At 45.0% G+C, this 20,082-nt stretch carries 18 protein-coding genes and 1 riboswitch; of the genes, 14 read left to right on the forward strand and 4 right to left on the reverse strand.

The genetic code is table 11. The features are described 5' to 3' along the window. Positions 1–82: 82 nt before the first annotated feature. Together trmL and FY534_RS02575 are read left to right on the forward strand one after the other, a co-directional pair. Positions 83–541, forward strand: coding sequence for a tRNA (uridine(34)/cytosine(34)/5-carboxymethylaminomethyluridine(34)-2'-O)-methyltransferase TrmL (gene trmL / locus FY534_RS02570; RefSeq protein WP_072873583.1), 459 nt, complete (start codon positions 83–85; stop codon positions 539–541). Between the two features lie 220 nt (positions 542–761). Further along, positions 762–1,094 (forward strand): GNAT family N-acetyltransferase, encoded by a 333-nt coding sequence (locus tag FY534_RS02575; RefSeq protein WP_165611951.1) that lies wholly within the window; start codon positions 762–764, stop codon positions 1,092–1,094. 89 nt (positions 1,095–1,183) lie between these two features. Here FY534_RS02575 and lpdA read toward each other — a convergent pair whose 3' ends face one another. The 4 genes from lpdA to pdhA are packed head-to-tail and all read right to left on the reverse strand — an operon-like array spanning position 1,184 to position 5,962. Next, the gene (gene lpdA / locus FY534_RS02580; protein WP_072873533.1) at positions 1,184–2,596 is read right to left on the reverse strand and encodes a dihydrolipoyl dehydrogenase; all 1,413 of its coding nucleotides are present in this window, start codon (positions 2,594–2,596) and stop codon (positions 1,184–1,186) included. A gap of 4 nt (positions 2,597–2,600) precedes the next feature. Next, the gene (locus tag FY534_RS02585; protein ID WP_072873532.1) at positions 2,601–3,872 is read right to left on the reverse strand and encodes a dihydrolipoamide acetyltransferase family protein; all 1,272 of its coding nucleotides are present in this window, start codon (positions 3,870–3,872) and stop codon (positions 2,601–2,603) included. A 19-nt stretch (positions 3,873–3,891) separates the two neighbouring features. After that, positions 3,892–4,872, reverse strand: coding sequence for an alpha-ketoacid dehydrogenase subunit beta (locus FY534_RS02590; RefSeq protein WP_072873531.1), 981 nt, complete (start codon positions 4,870–4,872; stop codon positions 3,892–3,894). A 4-nt stretch (positions 4,873–4,876) separates the two neighbouring features. After that, positions 4,877–5,962 carry a pyruvate dehydrogenase (acetyl-transferring) E1 component subunit alpha gene (gene pdhA, locus FY534_RS02595; RefSeq protein ID WP_072873581.1) on the reverse strand — a complete coding sequence of 362 codons (1,086 nt, stop codon included), beginning with the start codon at positions 5,960–5,962 and terminating at the stop codon, positions 4,877–4,879. A gap of 248 nt (positions 5,963–6,210) precedes the next feature. Here pdhA and FY534_RS14565 point away from each other — a divergent pair, with 248 nt between their 5' ends. The 12 genes from FY534_RS14565 (at position 6,211) to FY534_RS02645 (ending at position 20,079) form a co-directional block, all read left to right on the forward strand. Further along, a complete protein-coding gene (locus FY534_RS14565; RefSeq protein ID WP_238413632.1) occupies positions 6,211–6,372 on the forward strand; it encodes a hypothetical protein in 162 nt (53 codons plus the stop codon). Next, positions 6,345–6,926, forward strand: coding sequence for an alpha/beta hydrolase (locus tag FY534_RS02600; protein WP_238413715.1), 582 nt, complete (start codon positions 6,345–6,347; stop codon positions 6,924–6,926). Before FY534_RS14565 ends, FY534_RS02600 begins: the two co-directional genes overlap by 28 nt. Before the next feature lie 136 nt (positions 6,927–7,062). Further along, entirely contained in the window at positions 7,063–8,961 is a 1,899-nt protein-coding gene (locus FY534_RS02605) for a PrkA family serine protein kinase (RefSeq protein ID WP_203115088.1), read from the forward strand. 29 nt (positions 8,962–8,990) lie between these two features. Then, complete coding sequence (gene yhbH, locus FY534_RS02610; protein WP_203115089.1) at positions 8,991–10,142, forward strand: sporulation protein YhbH; 1,152 nt, start codon at positions 8,991–8,993, stop codon at positions 10,140–10,142. After that, a complete protein-coding gene (locus FY534_RS02615) occupies positions 10,139–11,581 on the forward strand; it encodes a SpoVR family protein (RefSeq protein WP_203115091.1) in 1,443 nt (480 codons plus the stop codon). The genes yhbH and FY534_RS02615 overlap by 4 nt, the downstream gene beginning before the upstream one ends. A 93-nt stretch (positions 11,582–11,674) precedes the next feature. Continuing rightward, a riboswitch (Fluoride riboswitch) is annotated at positions 11,675–11,736 on the forward strand. A 182-nt stretch (positions 11,737–11,918) separates the two neighbouring features. Beyond that, entirely contained in the window at positions 11,919–13,076 is a 1,158-nt protein-coding gene (locus tag FY534_RS02620) for a cation:proton antiporter (protein WP_238413633.1), read from the forward strand. Beyond that, on the forward strand, positions 13,049–13,261 hold the full coding sequence (locus tag FY534_RS14570) for a hypothetical protein (protein ID WP_238413634.1): 213 nt from the start codon (positions 13,049–13,051) through the stop codon (positions 13,259–13,261). Before FY534_RS02620 ends, FY534_RS14570 begins: the two co-directional genes overlap by 28 nt. 233 nt (positions 13,262–13,494) lie before the next feature. Next, positions 13,495–14,499, forward strand: coding sequence for a LacI family DNA-binding transcriptional regulator (locus FY534_RS02625; protein WP_203115093.1), 1,005 nt, complete (start codon positions 13,495–13,497; stop codon positions 14,497–14,499). 105 nt (positions 14,500–14,604) lie between these two features. Continuing rightward, positions 14,605–16,794, forward strand: a complete 2,190-nt coding sequence (locus tag FY534_RS02630; protein WP_203115095.1) for an amylo-alpha-1,6-glucosidase — start codon at positions 14,605–14,607, stop codon at positions 16,792–16,794. Between the two features lie 166 nt (positions 16,795–16,960). Next, a complete protein-coding gene (locus FY534_RS02635) occupies positions 16,961–18,250 on the forward strand; it encodes an ABC transporter substrate-binding protein (RefSeq protein ID WP_203115097.1) in 1,290 nt (429 codons plus the stop codon). Further along, positions 18,250–19,191, forward strand: coding sequence for a carbohydrate ABC transporter permease (locus FY534_RS02640; protein ID WP_083574101.1), 942 nt, complete (start codon positions 18,250–18,252; stop codon positions 19,189–19,191). Before FY534_RS02635 ends, FY534_RS02640 begins: the two co-directional genes overlap by 1 nt. Before the next feature lie 45 nt (positions 19,192–19,236). Further along, positions 19,237–20,079: a carbohydrate ABC transporter permease gene (locus FY534_RS02645; RefSeq protein ID WP_203115099.1), complete on the forward strand. Its 843-nt coding sequence runs from the start codon at positions 19,237–19,239 to the stop codon at positions 20,077–20,079. Positions 20,080–20,082: the final 3 nt, after the last annotated feature.

Below are 20,082 nucleotides of genomic sequence, written 5' to 3' on the forward strand. Positions count from 1 at the left end.
GTTGTCGATAGTTGGATCTCTTCTCTTGTTCTCTTCCTGTGCTAAACTAGGGGAAGTGTGAAAAGTGGAGGGAATTGTTTTGTTGCACATTGTTTTGGTAGAACCTGAAATACCCGCCAACACGGGGAACATTGCTAGAACCTGCTCTGCTACGGGCAGTGTTTTGCATTTGGTGAGACCACTGGGATTTTCTACAGACGATCGTCAACTTAAAAGGGCAGGGTTAGATTACTGGCATCTCTTAGACATCCGATATCATGATAGCATGGAAGAAATATGGAAAGCATATGCCGATCGTAGATTTCATTATGCTTCAACTAAAGGAGGACGCTATTACTCAGAGGCTAACTATCAAGACGGAGATTTTCTGGTGTTTGGTAAAGAAACCAAAGGTCTGCCAGAAGAAATGTTGGAAGCTCATCGTGAAGAAGTGATACGAATTCCAATGCGGCGCGATGCCCGTTCTCTCAATCTATCGAATGCTGTCGCCATAGTGGCCTATGAGGCACTACGCCAATGGTCGTTTCCTGGAATGCTATAGATATATCGCACCGAATTGAATGATCGGTATGCATGGTTCTTCAAGTTTTGATATTATCAGCAGTTTGGATCTTCTTTTCGGCAGCATTCTACTTGATTTGCAGTCGGATGGTGCAGTATACGCTATTGCTCGGGAAATATGTCGAATCCTATGTCTGAGATGATAGTAGAAAGATAGCTCGAAAGGCGCTTTTATGCATAACTGCTGGGGAGGTGAGAACATGTCTCAAGCGAATGATGGAGTAGCTCGGTGGGGGGACGATAAAATTGAAAGAAATGGTGTAAATTTTATCGTCCGTGATGAAAACGGATCGACCATTGCCTATGTCACAAATCGTGTATCAGAGGATGGATATCTATGGTTGGAACACACGGTTGTATCTTCTCAGTTGCGCGGTCATGGCATAGGAGGACGTTTGGTGCAGAAAGTAGTTGAGATGGCGAGAAATGAAGGACTCAAAATCGTTCCTGTTTGTTCCTTTGCCGTAGCAGAGTTTAAAAAACATCCAGAATATCATGATGTTTTGGCAGACCCAGCAAACGCTTCATCTTAATAAAGAATCAAATTGCCATGACCATGGGTTAATGATCCCAATGTCATGGCAATTTTTACGTCTATTCCATAAGAGATATAGCGGAATGTTTACTTGGTGACGACGTGAACAGCCTGACCCAGACCTACTTCGGCAGCTTCCATGACCATTTCACCTAGAGTTGGGTGTGCATGAATGGTAAGCGCCAAATCTTCTAGCGTAGCGCTCATTTCAATGGCTAATCCAAATTCAGCTATCATATTAGAAGCCTCAGTGCCTACAATATGCGCGCCAACTACAACACCACTTTTCTTGTCAGCTACCACTTTTACAAACCCGGCATCAGCATTCAGGGAAACAGCTCGACCATTAGCTGCAAATGGGAAACGGCCAACAGCAATCTCTCCATATTGTTTCTTGGCCTCTTCTTCGCTTAAACCAACCGAGGCCATTTCCGGATCAGAGAAGACGACGGCGGGAATACAACGGTAGTCGACAATGCTGGGGTGTCCAGCAATAGCTTCCGCAGCTACTTTGCCTTCATAGGAGGCTTTGTGGGCAAGGGCAGCTCCTGGCACAATATCACCAATTGCAAAAACTTTAGAGTTCGTTGTCCGTCCTTGTGTGTCCACTTTCACCAAGCCTTTTTCATCTACTTGGATACCAGCAACGTCAAGACCTATGTCATCTGTGTTGGGGCGGCGTCCTACGGTAACCAGCACATAGTCAGCAGTGACTTTCTGCTCGTTGCCGTCTTTGTCTTTGAAAGTCAAAGTCACTTCTTTATCAGTCTCTTCGACAGATTGAGCCATGGCTTTGGTGTGAATTTCCACGTTGTATTTCTTCAAATTGCGTTCTACCAGACGAACCATCTGTTTATCGAACGCGGCGAGGATGGAGTCGAGTCCTTCTACAATCGTCACTTGGGAGCCAAATTTAGCAAAAGTTTGTCCCAGTTCTGTACCAATGTAGCCTCCGCCCACAATGACCAATCGTTTTGGCACTTCTTCTAAATTCAGTGCTTCTGTGGAACTGATCACTCGCTTGCTGTAGGGCAACGATTTTAATTCGATGGGACGTGAACCTGTAGCCAAGATGCAGTGTTGGAACGTAAAGCGTTCACTCTCATGTTCCATCATAATGCGTACTTCATTCTCTTTGGTAAAGAAAGCTTCACCGGAGATGACTTTAATTTTATTGCCTTTCATGAGCGTTGATACGCCACCGGTCATTTTTTCGACAACCGTTTTTTTCCAGGCTTGAACTTTGCTGAAGTCCAGTTCTACGCTCGATTGAATACCAGGGAAAGGTGATTCTTTGGCAGCTTCATACTGATGAGCTGCTGAAATTAAAGCTTTGGAAGGTATACAGCCACGATTGAGACAAACTCCACCCAATTCCGCTTTGTCTACTAATGTCACTGATTTGCCTAGCTGAGCTGCACGAATCGCGGCGACATAACCACCAGGACCGCCACCAATGACAAGAACATCCACTTCTTCGCTGAATTCCCCAACTACCATGTCGTTACACCTCCATCAAAAGTAAACGCGGGTTTTGCAAGAAAGATTTGATGTCGTTCAGGAATTGTTGGCCTAATACTCCATCAATCATGCGGTGATCGAATGACAAGCTAAGTGCCATCATTTGGGCCGGTTCAACTGCGCCATTACGAATGACCGGTTTCTCAACAATACGTCCCACACCTAAAATAGCCAATTCGGGATAGTTGATAATAGGCGTAAAGAACATGCCACCAGCCGATCCGATATTCGTAATGGAGATGGTGCTTCCCTTCATTTCATTCGGGCTCAATTTGCCGCTTCGCCCACGTGTCGCTAAATCGTCAATCTCTGAGGCAATGTTCCACATGTTTTTGCGATCCGCGTGTCGAATTACGGGAACAATTAAACCGCGATCGGTATCAGTAGCAATGCCCACATGGTAATAGTGTTTCACCACAAGTTCTTGTTTTTCCTCGTCATATACTGCGTTGATGGTGGGGTGTTTTCGCAATGCAGCAATTAACGCCTTAACAATGAATGGCAAATAAGTAATTTTAACGCCGCGATCGGCCGCAAGAGGTTTGATCTCTTGCCGCAATTTGACAAGTTCCGTCACGTCTACTTCATCCATCAGGGTCACATGAGGTGCTGTATAGGCTGAGCGAGCCATGGATTCAGCAATCTTTTTGCGAATCATGGTAAGCGGAATACGCTCTTCTGTCTCGCCATCGTCTAGAGAATGAATCTGTGTTGATGGAGCGTTTTGACCGTCTTCTGATTTTGAAGCAGCGACTTGTGTGCCTCCTTGTTTGAAGGCGTCAATATCTTCCTTGGTAACTTTACCGTTATTGCCGGTACCGGTAACTTGACGAATATCGATTCCTTGCTCTCTTGCGTACTTGCGTACTCCAGGTGTTGCGAGAACTTCATGTGCAGAAGATAATTCTGGTGTAGATGACTCTTTATTAGCTGGTGCAACAGCTACCGGTTTTTCTTCCGGTTGGGGCGCTTGTTCCTGGGGTTTGGAAGCTGTTGTGTCCACATTGCCCTCTCCAGCAACTTCCAATGTCATCAATACATCTCCAACCACGGATGTTGTCCCTTCACTTACTTTCAACTCGATGACTTTGCCCGATACAGGTGAGGGTAGTTCCACTAGTGCTTTGTCATTTTCTACTTCTGCTACCGCGTCGTCTTCCTGGATAGTATCTCCCGGTTGGACCAACCAGCGAGCAATGCGGCCTTCATGCAAACCTTCACCGAGTTCTGGAAGCTTTAATTCATATACAGCCATTCATGTCACCTCCTCAAAGTTAAAGACTCATGACTTTGTCCAGACCGCGGATAACAAATTCGGGTGTCGGGAGCCATTCGTCTTCGATTAAACCAAATGGATAGACAGTATCAGGCGGTGAAACGCGCAAAACGGGAGCTTCCAAATGGAAAATAGCATTCTCTGTGATCTGAGCTACAATCTCTGCTCCAGCGCCTGCAGAACGTTGAGCTTCCTGCAATACGATGGCGCGATGAGTTTTCTTGACAGAGGCTACAATTGTATCCAAATCAATAGGACTAATGGTGCGCAGATCTATCACTTCAGCTTCCAATTGCTTTTCCTTTGCCCATTGTTCTGCTGCTTTAAGTGCCGTATGAACCATAGCCCCATAGGTGACAATGGTGATATCTTTACCTTCACGCACTACGTTTGCCTGGCCGAGCGGTATGGTATACGCATCTTCTGGAACTTCTTGACGTATCGAGCGATACAATTTCATGTGTTCAAGAAACAGTACCGGATCGTTATCACGGATAGCTGATATCAGTAAGCCTTTAGCATCGTATGGATTGGACGGAATAACAACTTTGATGCCAGGGGTTTGAACAAACAAACCTTCAAGGCTGTCAGCATGGAGTTCTGGGGTCCGAACACCTCCACCAAAAGGCGCACGAAAAACCACGGGACAATTGTAACGGCCGCCAGAGCGGTAACGCATACGCGCTGTTTGTGAAGCGATTTGGTCAAACGCTTCAAAGACAAATCCAAAGAATTGGATTTCTGCAACCGGACGAAAACCTTGTGTGGACAGCCCGTTTGCTAAACCAGCAATACCAGATTCAGCCAAAGGTGTGTCAAAGACACGATCTTTACCATATTTGGCCTGTAATCCATCTGTAGCACGGAAGACACCGCCATTGTGACCAACGTCTTCACCAAAGACCAGCACTTTTTCATCTAAACCTAACTCATTGTCGAGTGCATTTGTAATCGCTTGAATCATTGTTAATTGCGCCATAGTATTAGTTTCCCTCCTGACCGCTGAATTCTGCAATTTGCCGTTTCAGAGGAGCGGTTGGCGTTTCAAACATGCTCTCCAGTAATCCTGGAATTGTCATTTTTTCTACCGCATCCGCTTTTTTCAAAGCGTCGTTGATAGCATCTTTGGCTTCTTCCATGACTCGTTCTTCATCTTCCTGAGTCCACAGCCCTTTGCTCTCCAAATAGGTGCGGAAGCGAATCAGAGGATCGCGTTTTTCCCATTCCGACTCGGTTTCTTTGCTGCGATAACGAGTGGGGTCGTCTCCTGACATGGTGTGTGGGCCGTAGCGGAATGTCACTGCTTCGATCATTGTTGGACCATCACCGTTGCGAGCGCGATCGACCGCTTCTTTGGTGACACTGTACATGGCAAGCACGTCCATGCCGTCCACTTGGATGCCCGGGATACCAGCGGCAACCGCTTTCTGCGCCAGTGTTTCAGCCGCTGTCTGCAAAGAGACGGGTACAGAGATGGCAAATTGATTGTTCTGAACAATGAAAACAGCAGGCAATTGAAAAGCTCCGGCAAAGTTCATGCCTTCATAAAAATCACCTTGCGATGTTCCACCATCACCGGTGTAAGTGATAGCCACTCGTTTTTCACCTTTTAGTTTGAAGGCCATGGCAATGCCTGGGGTTTGGACGATTTGTGCGCCAATGATGATTTGCGGCATCATGACGTTAACATCTTCTGGAATGCGTCCACCCAACTGATGTCCGCGCGAATAGAGGAATGCCTGATGCAATGGCCAGCCATGCCATACGCATTGGGGCACATCACGATAACCAGGGATGATAAAATCTTCTTTCTTTGTAGCGAATTCGCTGCCAATCATGGAACCTTCTTGACCAGCGACTGGAGCGTAGAAACCAAGTCTTCCCTGTCTCGTCAGACGCACAGCGCGCTGATCCCAGACTCGTGTAAAGACCATTCGGCGCATGATTTCACGCAACTCTTCATCGCTCAGTTTGGGCAGTCGGTTAGAGTCAACAACTTTACCGTTCTCATCCAATACTTGAACGTAGGGGACAGAACGTTCCTTGACAGTTGTGCTCACATTCTTCACCTCATTCGTCAAAGTGAAATTCAATCCTCAGTTTGAAGCTTTGCTTGCCCAGGCATACGGCCTAAGAGAGAGCCATTGCATGTCAGAGAGCATCGCACTAGTGATACAGAATCAAATTCATTATAATACACTTGTTACAAAGTAGCGATAGTCACATAAAAATCCGATATTTATCTGTTATATAACGTGAATTATTTTTTCTGATACAGTGTAGGTACAGCAGCCGTTTGAACAAAGGAGAGTTGCCCATGGATACATCACGCAAGATAGAAGCTCACGTATGGCAGAGTCGTGCTCTTGGTGAGGAGCGCACAGTCAAGGTCTATCTTCCCCCAACTATGACACGCATACGGCGTATCCAATTGTTTACTGTCATGATGGACTGGAGTTTTTTACACACGGGCGTGTAGCCACGATTGCTCAACAACTGATTGCCGAAGGTCGTCTCAAACCAGTGCTGATTGCTGGAATTGCAGTCAATCTGCAACAAAGAAATCAAGACTACGCTATGGACGGCACTCGACACGAAGCTTATTGCGAATTTGTACTGGATGAGTGCATACCAGAAATCGAACAACATTATTCGGTCGATCCGGCACAACGATCTATGGCGGGTATATCGCTTGGCGCAGTCGCTACACTCTCCATGATGCTGCATAAACGTTCCTTGTTTCGCCACTTCATGCTTTTTTCTGGCGCCTACTTTCCGAGTGTACAAGAGGCGTTGCGCATGGTAGCCGATCTATCTGAGTATCGCGCTTATATGGTGGTAGGTGATGAAGAGGCGGAGGCAACGACACCGAATGGTGTCTATGATTTTTTAACCTACAATCGGCAAATGCGCGATTTGCTGCAAGAGCGGGGAATGGACATTACTTATAAGGAAGCGCCAGGTAATCATATTTGGGGATTTTGGCAGAAATTGCTCCCTGACGCTTTGACATGGTGGCAACCTACCCGCTGACGCCGCCCATTTTTCTTCTTGGTGATACTTCGGCGAATTGGGTCAAGTTCTACCGGAATAGGATAAACCATTCCGGTAGACGCGCCCTTCCAGGTTGTGTCAGGTAACCAAGAAGAAGACAGATGGGGGGATTTGCGTGAATTTTCTCGATCGATTGAGTCGTTACCGGGCGGAAGAAGAAGCACTCCGCTGGGAAGGTACGTTTTCTGATTATTTAGAAATTGTCCGTTCCAATCCTTCTGTTGCCAAAAGCGCTCATGCGCGTATTTATGACATGATAGTGGCTGCCGGAATTGAACAGGGGGCAGACAATCGTCCCGTCTATCTGTTTTTTGAACGTGAAATGTATGGTCTGTCACAAACGCTGGAGCGTCTGGTTGAAGAGTATTTCCACGCAGCCGCTAAGCGTCTTGACGTACGCAAGCGAATTCTGCTTCTCATGGGACCCGTCAGTGGAGGTAAATCGACTATTGTGACCATGCTCAAACGCGGACTTGAAAGGTATTCGCGTACGGATGCAGGCGCACTCTATGGTATTTCCGGGTGCCCCATGCACGAAGAACCTTTACATCTCATTCCCCAAGAACTGCGTGATGAGTTTGAGAAAGAGTATGGCGTACGAATTGAGGGCAATCTTTGTCCCAGTTGCCGTCTCATGCTTGAAGAAACATATCAAGGACAGGTCGATCGCGTCCCAGTTGAGCGTGTATTGCTTTCCGAAGAACGTCGAGTAGGCATTGGTACCTTCAGCCCCTCTGATCCTAAGTCGCAAGATATAGCCGATCTGACGGGGAGTATCGATTTTTCCACTATTACAGAGTTTGGATCAGAAAGTGATCCGCGCGCGTATCGATTTGACGGTGAATTGAACAAAGCAAACCGGGGCTTAATGGAGTTCCAGGAGATGCTCAAATGCGATGAGAAGTTTCTATGGAATTTGCTCAGTCTGACTCAGGAAGGGAATTTTAAAGCAGGCCGTTTCGCTTTGATATCTGCGGACGAAATGATTGTGGCGCATACGAATGAAGCTGAATATCGTTCCTTTGTTGCCAATCGCAAGAATGAAGCACTGCAATCACGGATGATTGTCATGCCTGTACCCTATAACCTGCGCGTCGACGATGAAGTGAAAATCTATGAGAAGTTAATCAAGGCTAGTGATCTCTCACAAGTTCATATTGCGCCCCATACCCTCAAAACAGCATCGATTTTTTCCATTTTGACAAGGCTGAAGGATTCTAAAAAACAGGGTATGGATTTACTGAAAAAACTCTATCTCTACAACGGGCAGGCTGTGGAAGGCATGAAAGACTCAGATGTCAAGGAGTTGCAAGCAGAATATCCAGATGAAGGAATGTCGGGTCTTGATCCACGATATATCATCAATCGGATTTCCACAGCCCTGATTCGCCGGGATACACAGTGTATCAATGCTCTTGACGTGTTGCGTGCCATAAAAGACGGTCTCGATCAACACGCTTCCATCTCTAAAGAAGATCGAGAAAAACTTTTAAATTTTATTGCTATTGCTCGCAAAGAGTACGATGAAATGGCTAAAACTGAAGTGCAAAAAGCGTTTGTCTATTCTTTTGAAGAATCTGCGAAGACATTGCTCGACAACTATTTGGATAACGTGGAAGCCTACTGTAACTGGCAAAAAATCAAAGATCCACTGACGGGTGAAGAGATTGACCCAGACGAGAGGCTCATGCGTTCTATAGAAGAACAAATTGGTATTTCGGAAAACGCCAAGCGAGCCTTTCGAGAAGAAATACTTATTCGCATCTCGACATATGCCCGACGTGGCAAGCGTTTTGAATACAATTCTCATGAACGCCTTCGGGAAGCGATTGAGAAAAAACTTTTCAGTGATTTAAAGGACGTTGTTAAAATCACAACTTCCAGTAAAACTCCAGATGAACAACAATTGAAAAAGGTCAATGAAGTGACGGCCCGCTTGATTGACGAACATGGTTATTGTCCGGTTTGTGCCAATGAGTTGCTCCGTTATACAGGCTCCCTTTTGAATCGATAATCAAATTTGGCTGGCAAGGGGTGGAGACGATGTCGAATGAATCATTCACGCTCTCGAAAGAAGACTGGTCGCTCCATCGCAAAGGGCAACAAGATCAAGAACGTCATAAGGAAAAGGTCAAGGAGGCCATCAAAAATAATCTTGCCGATCTCATCAGTGACGAAGGCATCATCATGAGCGATGGTCGGCAGATTGTTAAAATCCCGATTCGTTCGTTGGAAGAATACCGTATTCGCTACAATTATTCGAAAAATCGACAACCGGGAACTGGCAAAGGTGGTTCCCAGGTTGGAGATGTGATTGGCAACGGTCAGCCTGGCCAAGGTCAGGATCAGTCAGGGGCGGGGGATGGGAAAGGCGTTGACTACGAAGAAGCTGGCGTGACTTTGGAAGATATCGAAGAAATGCTTTTCGCTGAGTTGGAGTTGCCGAATCTTGTACCTAAATCGAATGAAAATATTCAGGTTACGGATGTGGATTTTCGAGACGTCCGGAAAAATGGCCTCATGTCCAATATTGACAAACGCCGTACATTATTGGAGGCCATTCGGCATAGTGCTCGAAACGGATCGGACAAAATGATGATTCGTCCAGACGACTTGCGTTTTCGTACGTGGGAAGACACCATTGAGCCAGATTCCAATGCGGTTATTTTGGCGCTGATGGATACTTCGGGGTCAATGGGATTGTTTGAAAAATATGCTGCGCGGACATTCTTCTTTTGGATGGTTCGGTTTTTGCGTACGAAGTATGAGAATGTGCATATCCGTTATATTGCTCATCATACGGAAGCAAAGGAAGTATCAGAGGAACATTTCTTTACCAAGGGTGAAAGCGGTGGAACCATTTGTTCCTCCGCATATGATTTGGCGCTACGTATCATTCAACAGGACTATCCTGCCGGTTCTTATAATATTTATCCTGTCCATTTTTCGGACGGTGATAATCTCACATCTGACAATGAGAAATGTATCAAACGAGTAGAAGAAATCTGTAAACTCTCGCAGATGTTTGCTTATGCTGAAGTAAACGCTTATGCTCGCTCTTCGACACTCATGTCGGCATACAGTAAAATGCAGAATCCACTCTTTCGAAAGTTTGTCATTCGTGAGAAATCGGATGTCTATCGTGCACTGCGTGCATTCTTTTCGGCCGCTCCGGAGGAGGGGAATACTGCTTGAACGTTCAGGAAATTGAAAAATTAGAAAAAAGCATCGAGTCTATGACCCAATTAGCCCGTACATGCGGGCTGGATTTTTATCCAATGCGTTATGAAATTTGTCCTGCAGATATTATCTACACGTTCGGCGCCTATGGCATGCCAACTAGGTTTTCGCATTGGAGCTTTGGCAAAATATTTCATCGATTGCGTTTGGAATATGACTTTGGCTTGAGTCGCATTTATGAGTTGGTTATCAATTCTAATCCTTGCTATGCGTTTTTGCTGGAAGGAAATACATTGCTACAAAATCAAACTGTCTGTGCTCACGTGTTAGCGCATTGTGATTTTTTTAAAAATAATGCCATGTTTGCTCATACACCTCGTGATATGGTGGAACGTATGTCGATTTCTGCTGAACGCATTCGCCAATATGAACTTCAGTATGGACGCGGTACGGTGGAATCTTTGCTGGATGCTGGTCTAGCTCTTCAAGAGCATGTGGACGCTTCGATTTCTGGACGTCGATATCGTAGGGAGTGGCGTGAACAAAAGGATAGAGAAAGACGCGGGCTGTACTCTGAAGATAGACCGCCTAAAAAAAGATCGGACTATGATGATTTGTGGACAATTGGCGACGAGCTACAAATAGAAAGTACCTTTGTCGAGGAACAGAGTACACGTTTTCCTCTTCCGCAGAAAGATATCATGCTCTTCCTAATAGAACACAGTCCTGTACTCAAACTATGGCAACGGGACGTGCTCTCTATTTTAAGAGACGAAATGCTTTACTTTTGGCCGCAAATGGAGACCAAGATTATGAACGAAGGTTGGGCAACATACTGGCATTTGCGAATTATGCGTGAGATGGATTTGTTGCCGGAAGATTCGATTGAATTTGCCAAGATGCATGCCGGGGTAGTTCTTCCTTCCCGTACAACCATTAATCCTTATTACGTGGGGTTGGCAATTTGGGAGGATATTGAAAAAAGATGGAGTAAACGTCAAACACCTTCTTCAACAGCAAGTGAAGGACTCGGTTCGGCTGGTCGGGAAAAAATGTTTGAAGTGCGCGAGATGGAAAATGACATTTCCTTTCTGCGCAATTATCTGACGAAGGAATTGATGGAGCAACTCGATCTCTATCTTTATCAAAAAGTAGGCAATGAGTACCGGGTTGTAGAAACAGATTACGAGCAAGTTCGCAACGCGCTATGTGCTTCGCGTCTGAATGGGGGAATTCCCGTCATTCTTGTAGAAGACGGAGATTATCAGAGAAATGGAGAATTGTTCTTGCGCCATGCGTATGAAGGTGTGGAACTCGATTTAAAACAGTTAGAAAAAACACTTCCCTATTTGTATCAATTGTGGGGAAGGACCTGCCATTTGGCTACTGTAGTGGAAGGGCGGGAAGTGATTTTTAGCTGTGATGGCAAGCGCACACAACGAAAATTTGTTTAGTGTAGTTGCATTCTTGAGATTGGAATAGAGACGAAAATGATGGCATTTGCCGTTTCTGTTTTCTGCATTCACTATATAATGTAATACAAAATGAACTGAACAGGTGATGGAGCCCACCTTAACCGCCTCTATAGGATAATAGCTCCTACAAATTTATGAAATTTGTAGGGGTTTTTATATTTTGCAAGCATAAGTACATATGCGTAAATTGCTGTAACCCAACGTCTAACTGCGTTCAGGACAGGCAAACGTCTTGGACTGTTTTTCCATTCCTGCATATGGTATGTCAAGCTGCCTGTTGAATAGGCATCCAAATCGTATGAAGGAGGAAAAACAAGTGTTTAGTTTGGCTGGAGCAGATTTGACGCGTTTTTTGTTCGCTATGGTACTCCTGTTGGCAGCCGCGAATCTTCTTGGTTACGTAGCTGAACGACTCGCCATTCCAAGAGTGATTGGAGAGGTCGCAGGTGGTTTATTACTGGGGCCAACCTGCTTTGGTACCTTGTTTCCCGCTAGTTTTCATTGGCTCTATCTCGGCTTTCATTCGGAAAGCGATCTTTTTGGGTTTATTTATCAATTAGGAACCATCTTGCTGTTATTCACCGCAGGATTGAAATTTCAGTCTCGATTTGCGAAGTCAGATATTAAGACTGGATTAGCGATTATTGTCGGATCGACCATCATACCCTTTCTGGTTGGCTGGTTGTCGACATTCGTGTTCAATCCGTCTCAGTTTGAAGGACCCGATCACAATGTTATCGCTTTAAAAATCATCGTCGCCATTTCTATAGCTGTAACTTCCATACCAGTCATCTCCAAAATTTTTAGCGATCTCGGTATAATGCACTCCCGTTTCGCTAAAATCATTGTTGCCATTGCTGGTATACACGACCTTATTCTCTGGGTGGCTTTGGCAATCGCTTCCGGTATGGTAACGGGGGGACATGTCAGTTCAACAGGTGCAATCAATGTTTGGATGGTCTCCAAAAGCCTGGTTATAACATTGGCTTTTCTGGTGGTCTGCATTGGGGTTTTACCTTGGGCACTGCGCAAATTGACTTCAAAAAGGGCTAATTTGCTATTTCGGGCTTCCTTTTTAGGGTACTTTCTTGTCATTCTTTTTGCGCTGTCTGCTATTGCCGGATATCTACAAGTAGATGTGATGTATGGGGCTCTATTAGCGGGTATTGCCACTAAATTCAGTCTTCCTGAAAACCTTTTTAAAAAGTTAGAAGAAGGGGTTCTGGGGATTTCCTATGGTTTCTTTATTCCATTGTTTTTTGCCATCGTTGGGATGCAGTTGGATTTGGCGAAAAACTTCAGTTTTGGGTTCTTCATCCTCTATCTGATCTTTGCCACACTGGTGCAAGGACTGGTTGTCTATTTTACCTGTCGGATCATTCGTATAGATAAGTTAACCAGTTTCAATTTTGCCGCGGCGATGAATGCTCGTGGGGGCCGGGTATTGTGCTTTCAACTGTGGCTTACTCATTAGGTATTATTAATCAAGATTTTTTCGCCATACTGGTTATGCTGGCACTCTTAACATCCTGGATGGCGGGTTCTTGGCTTCGTTATATTCTCAAAAGCGGCAAACGACTTATGCCTGGTGATGAAAACCTAGTGATTCAAAAAGCGCAAGAAGAAATAGATTTTCAATGGGAGCCAAGTCTAGAGTAAACCAATCTGTACACTGACCTGGTTCAGCCACAAATCAAAAACAATTTCTAGCTCTGAATCGATGTTGAGAGGCTGAGTAGCATCGGCCTCTATTTTTTATTCAGGAAAATGAATGTGACCACAAATTTTACTGATAATTATATCATTTTTATATTGCCAAACCAAAACGTTTTGGGTATAGTGTGGATAACGCTTTCATTGCTATTCATTTTTCATTTGGGTGTGTTCATTTAATGACAGTGACCATTAGAGATGTGGCGCGGCAGGCAGGTGTATCCATCACCACAGTCTCGCGCGCATTTAACGGCTATCAGGATGTTAGTGAGGAAACAAAGAAAAAAATATTGCAAGTCGCTGAAAGTCTAAACTATCGACCGAGTCGGGTTGCTCGCAGTCTCGTGCTGCAGCAGACACAAAGTGTTGGCTTGATGATTTCAGATTTCAACGTCAATCCTGGTGGACATCATTTTCTCTTTGATGTCATAGCCGGGGTGCACGACAGACTAGCCTATCTAGGCTACGATATTACATTAGTCAGTACCACAACAGCACGTCAGCGCCTGATAAGTTATATCGATTTCTGTACTGAACGTCGTTTGGAGGGAGTCATTGTTATGGGGATGCGGCTTGATGATCCATACATGCAGGAAGTTGCAGAAGCTAAACTGCCTTCTGTAGGGATTGACTTGCCCATTCTCAGCCGTTATTGCGGATACGTCATGACAGACAATATCAACGGTGCCAGGCAAGGTGTTCGTTATCTCATATCCCAAGGGCATCGTTCGATTGGATTTGTTAACGGGCATGCTCAAGCTGCTGTCAGTGTTGATCGTTTGCGTGGTTATCAAACGGCCATGCAGGAAGCCGGCCTAGAAGTAAAAGAAGACTGGATCATTCACTCGAATTTCTTGGTTGATGGAGGTGAAACAGCAACTCGTCAATTGCTGCAAAATCATCCTGAAATGACTGCCATTTTTTACGCTAGTGATTTGATGGCTATTGGCGGAATGCGCTGCATTCAGCGGATGGGTAAAAAGGTGCCGGGCGATATAGCAGTTTTAGGTTATGACAATATTGATTTGGGCGAATGGGTGACTCCCATGCTCAGCACTGTCGCTCAAAAGCGTTACGAGATGGGCGTTGCAGCCGCTGATATGTTGATGGGAATGTTGCTTCGTCAAGAAGAACCCGGTGGTCGGCTGTTACCACCGTCACTGGTCATCAGGGAAAGTTCGTAAGCCAATTTCCTGAGATAGAGTTCGTGTTGTCTATGGTTCCGAAAACGATTTGGTTTATGTTTGCAAACAACCTGTCCATTTCTGCACAGGAAAGGAGCTTTTGCTTTGAATGATGTTGTTTTAAAAGAGAACGATGTTTTTCTGGTATGCGGTCAAGAAGGTACAACTATACGAAACTCGCAGGGTCAAGGTCACCACGGACTTTATTCGCGAGACACGAGGTTTCTGTCACGTTTCGATTGGTGGTTGGACCCTGAAGTACACATCATGCTGGATAAATTATCAGAAAATGGTTATGAAATATTTTACTGGTATACCAATACACCGCCTTCAGATATTTCGTCGATTCCCAGAGAATCTTTATGGATAGAACGGCATCAGTGGGTAGATGCGACTGGACTCTATGAACATGTGAAAATAAAGAATTATGCTCTCGATCCGCTGGAAATCAATGTGGGTTATGTGGTCGATGCGGATTTTGTCGATATGTTCGAAGTGCGCGGTTTTAAAGATACACCATTTCAAAGAGAAGTACAGGTTGTGACAGAAAAGACTGCTTGCAGCTATCAATACTCTGCTAGAGATGGACGTATTACCCGTACTCATGTCACTTTGGATGCACATCCAAATCATAGCGTGCAAGTGAATGTTTTGCCTGAAAAGAATGGAACGACTGCACGCCGTTATCAATGTAAGATACGACTTTTGCATCAAGAACAGGTCGAGTTGTTCCTCAAAGTGAAAATTGAGATCGTCCCAACCGTTACAAACTCAGTAGTCATAAGTGAATCTTGCATAGCTGAAAAGCAAACCGAAAACGATTTGGATCAATATCGATGGATTCGCGAGTCGTATGCTCAATGGTTCAATCAACTTCCTCAGGTTACTGGGGATTTGCGTTTTGCAGCATGGTATGAGCAAGGATTGAAAGATTTGCGGATGCTTCAAAGCAATTTGGGATACGGGACGTTGCTTACAGCTGGTGTGCCTTGGTACGCGGTGCCGTTTGGGAGGGATAGTTTAATTGCTGCACGGATGATGTTATTGGCTAATCCTGAATTAGCACGAGGAACTTTGCAGACAATGGCTCATTTTCAAGGCACTCAGGAAAGACCAGAGAAAGACGAACAGCCGGGTAAAATTGTTCATGAAGTACGCGATGGGGAACTCAGTCGACTGGGGATTCTACCTTTTGCTCCTTACTACGGGAGTGTTGATGCCACACCTCTTTTTCTAAATCTGGCAGCTGATTACTTGCGCTGGACGGGTGATGAAGAACTTTTAGAAATCTTGTTGCCCCATGTACATCGAGCTTTGGACTGGATTGAAAGGTATGGCGATCGCGATGGGGATGGATTTCTGGAATATTGTCGAGAAGCAGAAGATGGAATTGCGAATCAAGGATGGAAAGACTCTGGAGATTCCATTATGTACGCTGACGGTCGTTTGGTGGAAGGACCAGTGGCGCTGTGTGAAGTACAGGCTTACTTGTATCGGGCTTACTTAGATTGGGCGCAAATTTTCATGTCTCGTGGTGAAAAAGAGTTAGCAACTCGTTTACAGAACAAAGCATCAGAATTACAAAAGAGTTTTCGCGAGCGATTTATTCTATCGGATGGGAGTATAGCCTTGGCACTTGATGGCATGAAGCAGCCGTGTGCGGTGATTTCTTCCAACATGGGTCAGGTTTTGCAAAGCTTGCTCCTCTCCAAAGTGGAAGCTGATCGAGTGGCTGCGCGAATAACAGCCGAAGATATGCTGACGGGTTTTGGCATTCGAACACTTTCTTCTAAAGAGAAACGTTATAATCCGTTGAGTTATCACAATGGTTCGGTTTGGCCGCATGATACCTGTTTAGTATTGCAGGGGTTGCGCAACTATAGCTGCAGAGATGAGGCTGTAGCCGTCATGGAAAATCTGTTGCGAGCTCAAGATGCATTTGACTTACACAGGCTACCGGAATTGTTTGCTGGTTTTGGAATCTCCGAATCAGCCAAACCAGTACCTTATCCGGTTTCGTGTTCTCCTCAAGCTTGGGCCGCTGCAACACCGGTATTTGTCTTGGAACAAATCATTGGCCTTCGTCCAAACGCTAGTCGACAACAGATTGCGCTCGATCCGCTGCTACCCGATTCCATAAAGGAGTTGAAGATAGAGAGAATTCCGCTTGGTCATGGACATTTGTCTCTGTATCTCAAGTCTCTGAACAAATCGACCCAATATGATGTTTTACAAAACACGACAGGTTGGGAAGTTCTTTATGAACCTATGGCAAGGGAGGTGATGGCGCATTAGTGGCGCTGACTTGACATAGATACGTCAGTCAATCACCCCATTGTCCATCAAATGTGCAGTATTGAACAAAATCAACCCAGCAAACATTCAGTTACTAGGAAATCTTATCCTTGTCCATTGCAGATGCCAGTTAAGCGAAAATTTCACGAAAGTGAGGTAGATTTAATTGAAGCAAGTCAAAAAAGCAGCTATGTACTCTCTCGTGGGCTTGACTTTTTTAGGGCTAGTGGGTTGTGGTACAGCCAATAACAGCAACTCCTCGCAAGGTGGATCCACGAGTTCAGGTAAACCGGTAACTATCGTTGTAGCCAGTTGGTCTGGAACAAATGTAACCAATGGAATTATTGATCAGCAATTAGCTGATTTCAACAAGACACATCCTGGTATCCATGCGGTATATCGTCCGATTTCTGGTAATTACGAGACGATTCTCAAAACGGAGTTTGTGGCAGGAGATGCGCCAGATATCATTACATTAAACAATGGTGGGCAAGCGCCAACCTTTGAAAGTGAAGGGGCAGTCATACCGCTGAATTCCTATATCAAGCAGTCTAACTATTCTTTGAGCGATTTCTTCTCTGGTGCACTGAATATGTTTGTGGCGAACGGTCAGGTCTACGGTATTCCTCGTGATCAATCGCCGCTCGTTCTTTATTACAATCCGGTTATGTTCAAGCAAGCTGGCATTAGTGGCCCGCCGAAGACATGGGCGGAACTCTACGCAGATGCTAAAAAATTAACAAATCCTGCAAAGAAAATTTATGGAATCGTTCAGACACCACAGGAACCTCGTTGGGCGCAATTTGTCTATCAGGCAGGCGGCAGTGTCATGAATCATAACATGACTCAAATGACTTTAAATACTCCGGCAGCCTTGAAAGGGTTTTCGTTTTTTGTCAATCTCTATCGTTCAGGAGTTGCCGCACAACCACAGGATGTCGGAGCTACATGGGGAGGACAGGCGCTTGGAATGGGACGCGCGGCTATGACCTTTGAAGGGGCTTGGGCAATTCCATATTTGCAAGACACGTATCCGAACACTTCATTCGCTATAGCTACGTTGCCGAAAGGTCCTGTCAATAATGTCAGTCTGGATTTTCCAACCGCTTGGGCCATCACCAAAGATTGTTCGCATCCGCAACAGGCTTGGGAAGTCATTCAGTATCTGACTGGGGCAGGTCAAGCGCAATGGGTGGAACAGGGCGGTCTGGTAACCGTTCGAAAATCTTTAATTGACATGCCCTATTACAAAGAACATCCGATTTATGAAAACATCTTGAAGCAATTGCCCAACGCAGTGCCTTGGAATTTTCCCAATGGGTTCGATCAATATGTGAATACGACACTTTCTAATGAGACTTTATTGGCGGTTGATGGAAAAGAAAGTACTGCACAAGCACTACAAAAACTGCAAAGTGAAGGTGAATCAATTTTACAAAATGGAGGTAGCCAGTGATGGCCGCAGTTCAAGCAGACTCCCAGAGTCGGAGCGGTGGTCGTTTCCTGCGTGAAAAAGGCATGCAGAAATGGCGGCGACAGGAAACCGTCACCGCCTACCTTTTCTCTCTGCCGACTATCATTCTTTTGTTGATGTTTTCTCTTGGTCCAGCAGTCTATGCCTTTTTTCTGAGTGGCGTTTCTTGGAATCTGTTAGACCAAATGCACTGGATTGGATTGCATAATTATGCTGCTATTTTTCGTATGCCACTCTTCTGGACGGCAGTCAAAAATTCATTTATCTTTGCAGCAGTCGTCATGCCGGTGCAAACAATCATTGCCATGATATTCGCAGTAATCATGAATCAGCATCTTCCCGCCCGGCCACTGTTTCGTTTGGCATTCTTTTTCCCGTCTATCAGTTCATCAGCTGTTACGTCTCTGATGTTTATGTGGATTTTCAATAAACTGGGGTTATTGAACGGTTTTTTGAACTGGTTTGGGATTTCTGGGCCTGACTGGATAGGAGATCCTCGTTTTGCGCTTTCGGCCATCATGATATTAAACATATGGAGTACATCGGGATATTTCATGGTGGTTTTTTTGGCAGGTTTACAATCCATTCCACAAAACTTCTATGAAGCGGCAGCTATTGATGGAGCATCTGCATTTCAGCGTTTTTTGCGGATTACAGTGCCACTTTTGAGACCCTCCACCTTCTTTATTGTAGTCATGGGCATGATTGGCACACTGCAAATGTTTGATCAGTCCTTCATCATATCGGGTGGCACAGGTGGGCCGCTCAATTCTACCATGACAATGGCGCTACTTATTTATGAAGAAATTTTCTCCTATGGAAATGTCGGTTATGGAGCCGCGATAACGGTGTTTCTTTTTGTAGTTGTACTTCTGCTTACCCTGTTAACCAATCGCTGGCTTGGCAAACCGATTGAGTATTAATCGATGGCTGTTGAATGCGCAAAGTGAGGGAGGGTGAATGGTTAAATGATTGTATCTCCAGCGCAAAAAACATGGGGACGCATATCTCGCGGTCTGTATCTGCTCATTTTAATCGTTGGTGCGCTTATGATGGTGATCCCGTTTCTTTGGTCGCTTTCCACATCATTAAAGCCATTGAATCAAGCGTTGGCCTACCCGCCACGTTGGATTCCTCATCCCTTTTTGTGGAAAAATTATATAGATACGTGGAAAACAGTTCCCATGGAGCGATGGTTTCTGAATAGTACTTTGGTTTCAGTGGTTGTGGTCATTGGAAATTTATTGCTGGATGCGCTCGCTGGCTATGCTTTAGCAAGAATTCATTTTCGTGGACGCAATCTAGTGTTCTTTGGTGTCATATCTATGTTGATGATTCCTTTTCAATCCATCATGTTGCCAGTCTATATCGAGTTGCGCTCTCTTGGCCTTATCAACAGTTACGCAGGAATGATATTACCGCAACTGGTTTCGGCTATGGGCGTGTTTCTCATGCGACAAGCCTTTTTGAACATCCCGGAAGAAGTGGAAGAATCAGCCGTGATTGAAGGTGCTAGTCGGTGGCGAATCTTTTGGCAAATTACATTGCCTATGGTGCAGCCTACCATGCTTACACTGGCACTCATGATGTTCATGAGTTCTTGGAATAATTTTCTTTTACCACTACTTGTAGCCAATAAACTGCAATTTTGGACCCTGCCGCTAGGTATGGTAATGTTTCAACAGCAATATTATACAAATTGGCCATATTTAATGGCGGCAGCTGTAATGGCTACCATTCCAATAGCTATTTTATTCCTTATATTCCAAAAATGGTTTATCCAAGGTATTTCTACGACAGGTCTCAAATAGTGA

It is taken from the genome of Alicyclobacillus sp. TC (assembly GCF_016804365.1).
GTDB lineage: Bacteria > Bacillota > Bacilli > Alicyclobacillales > Alicyclobacillaceae > Alicyclobacillus_I > Alicyclobacillus_I tolerans.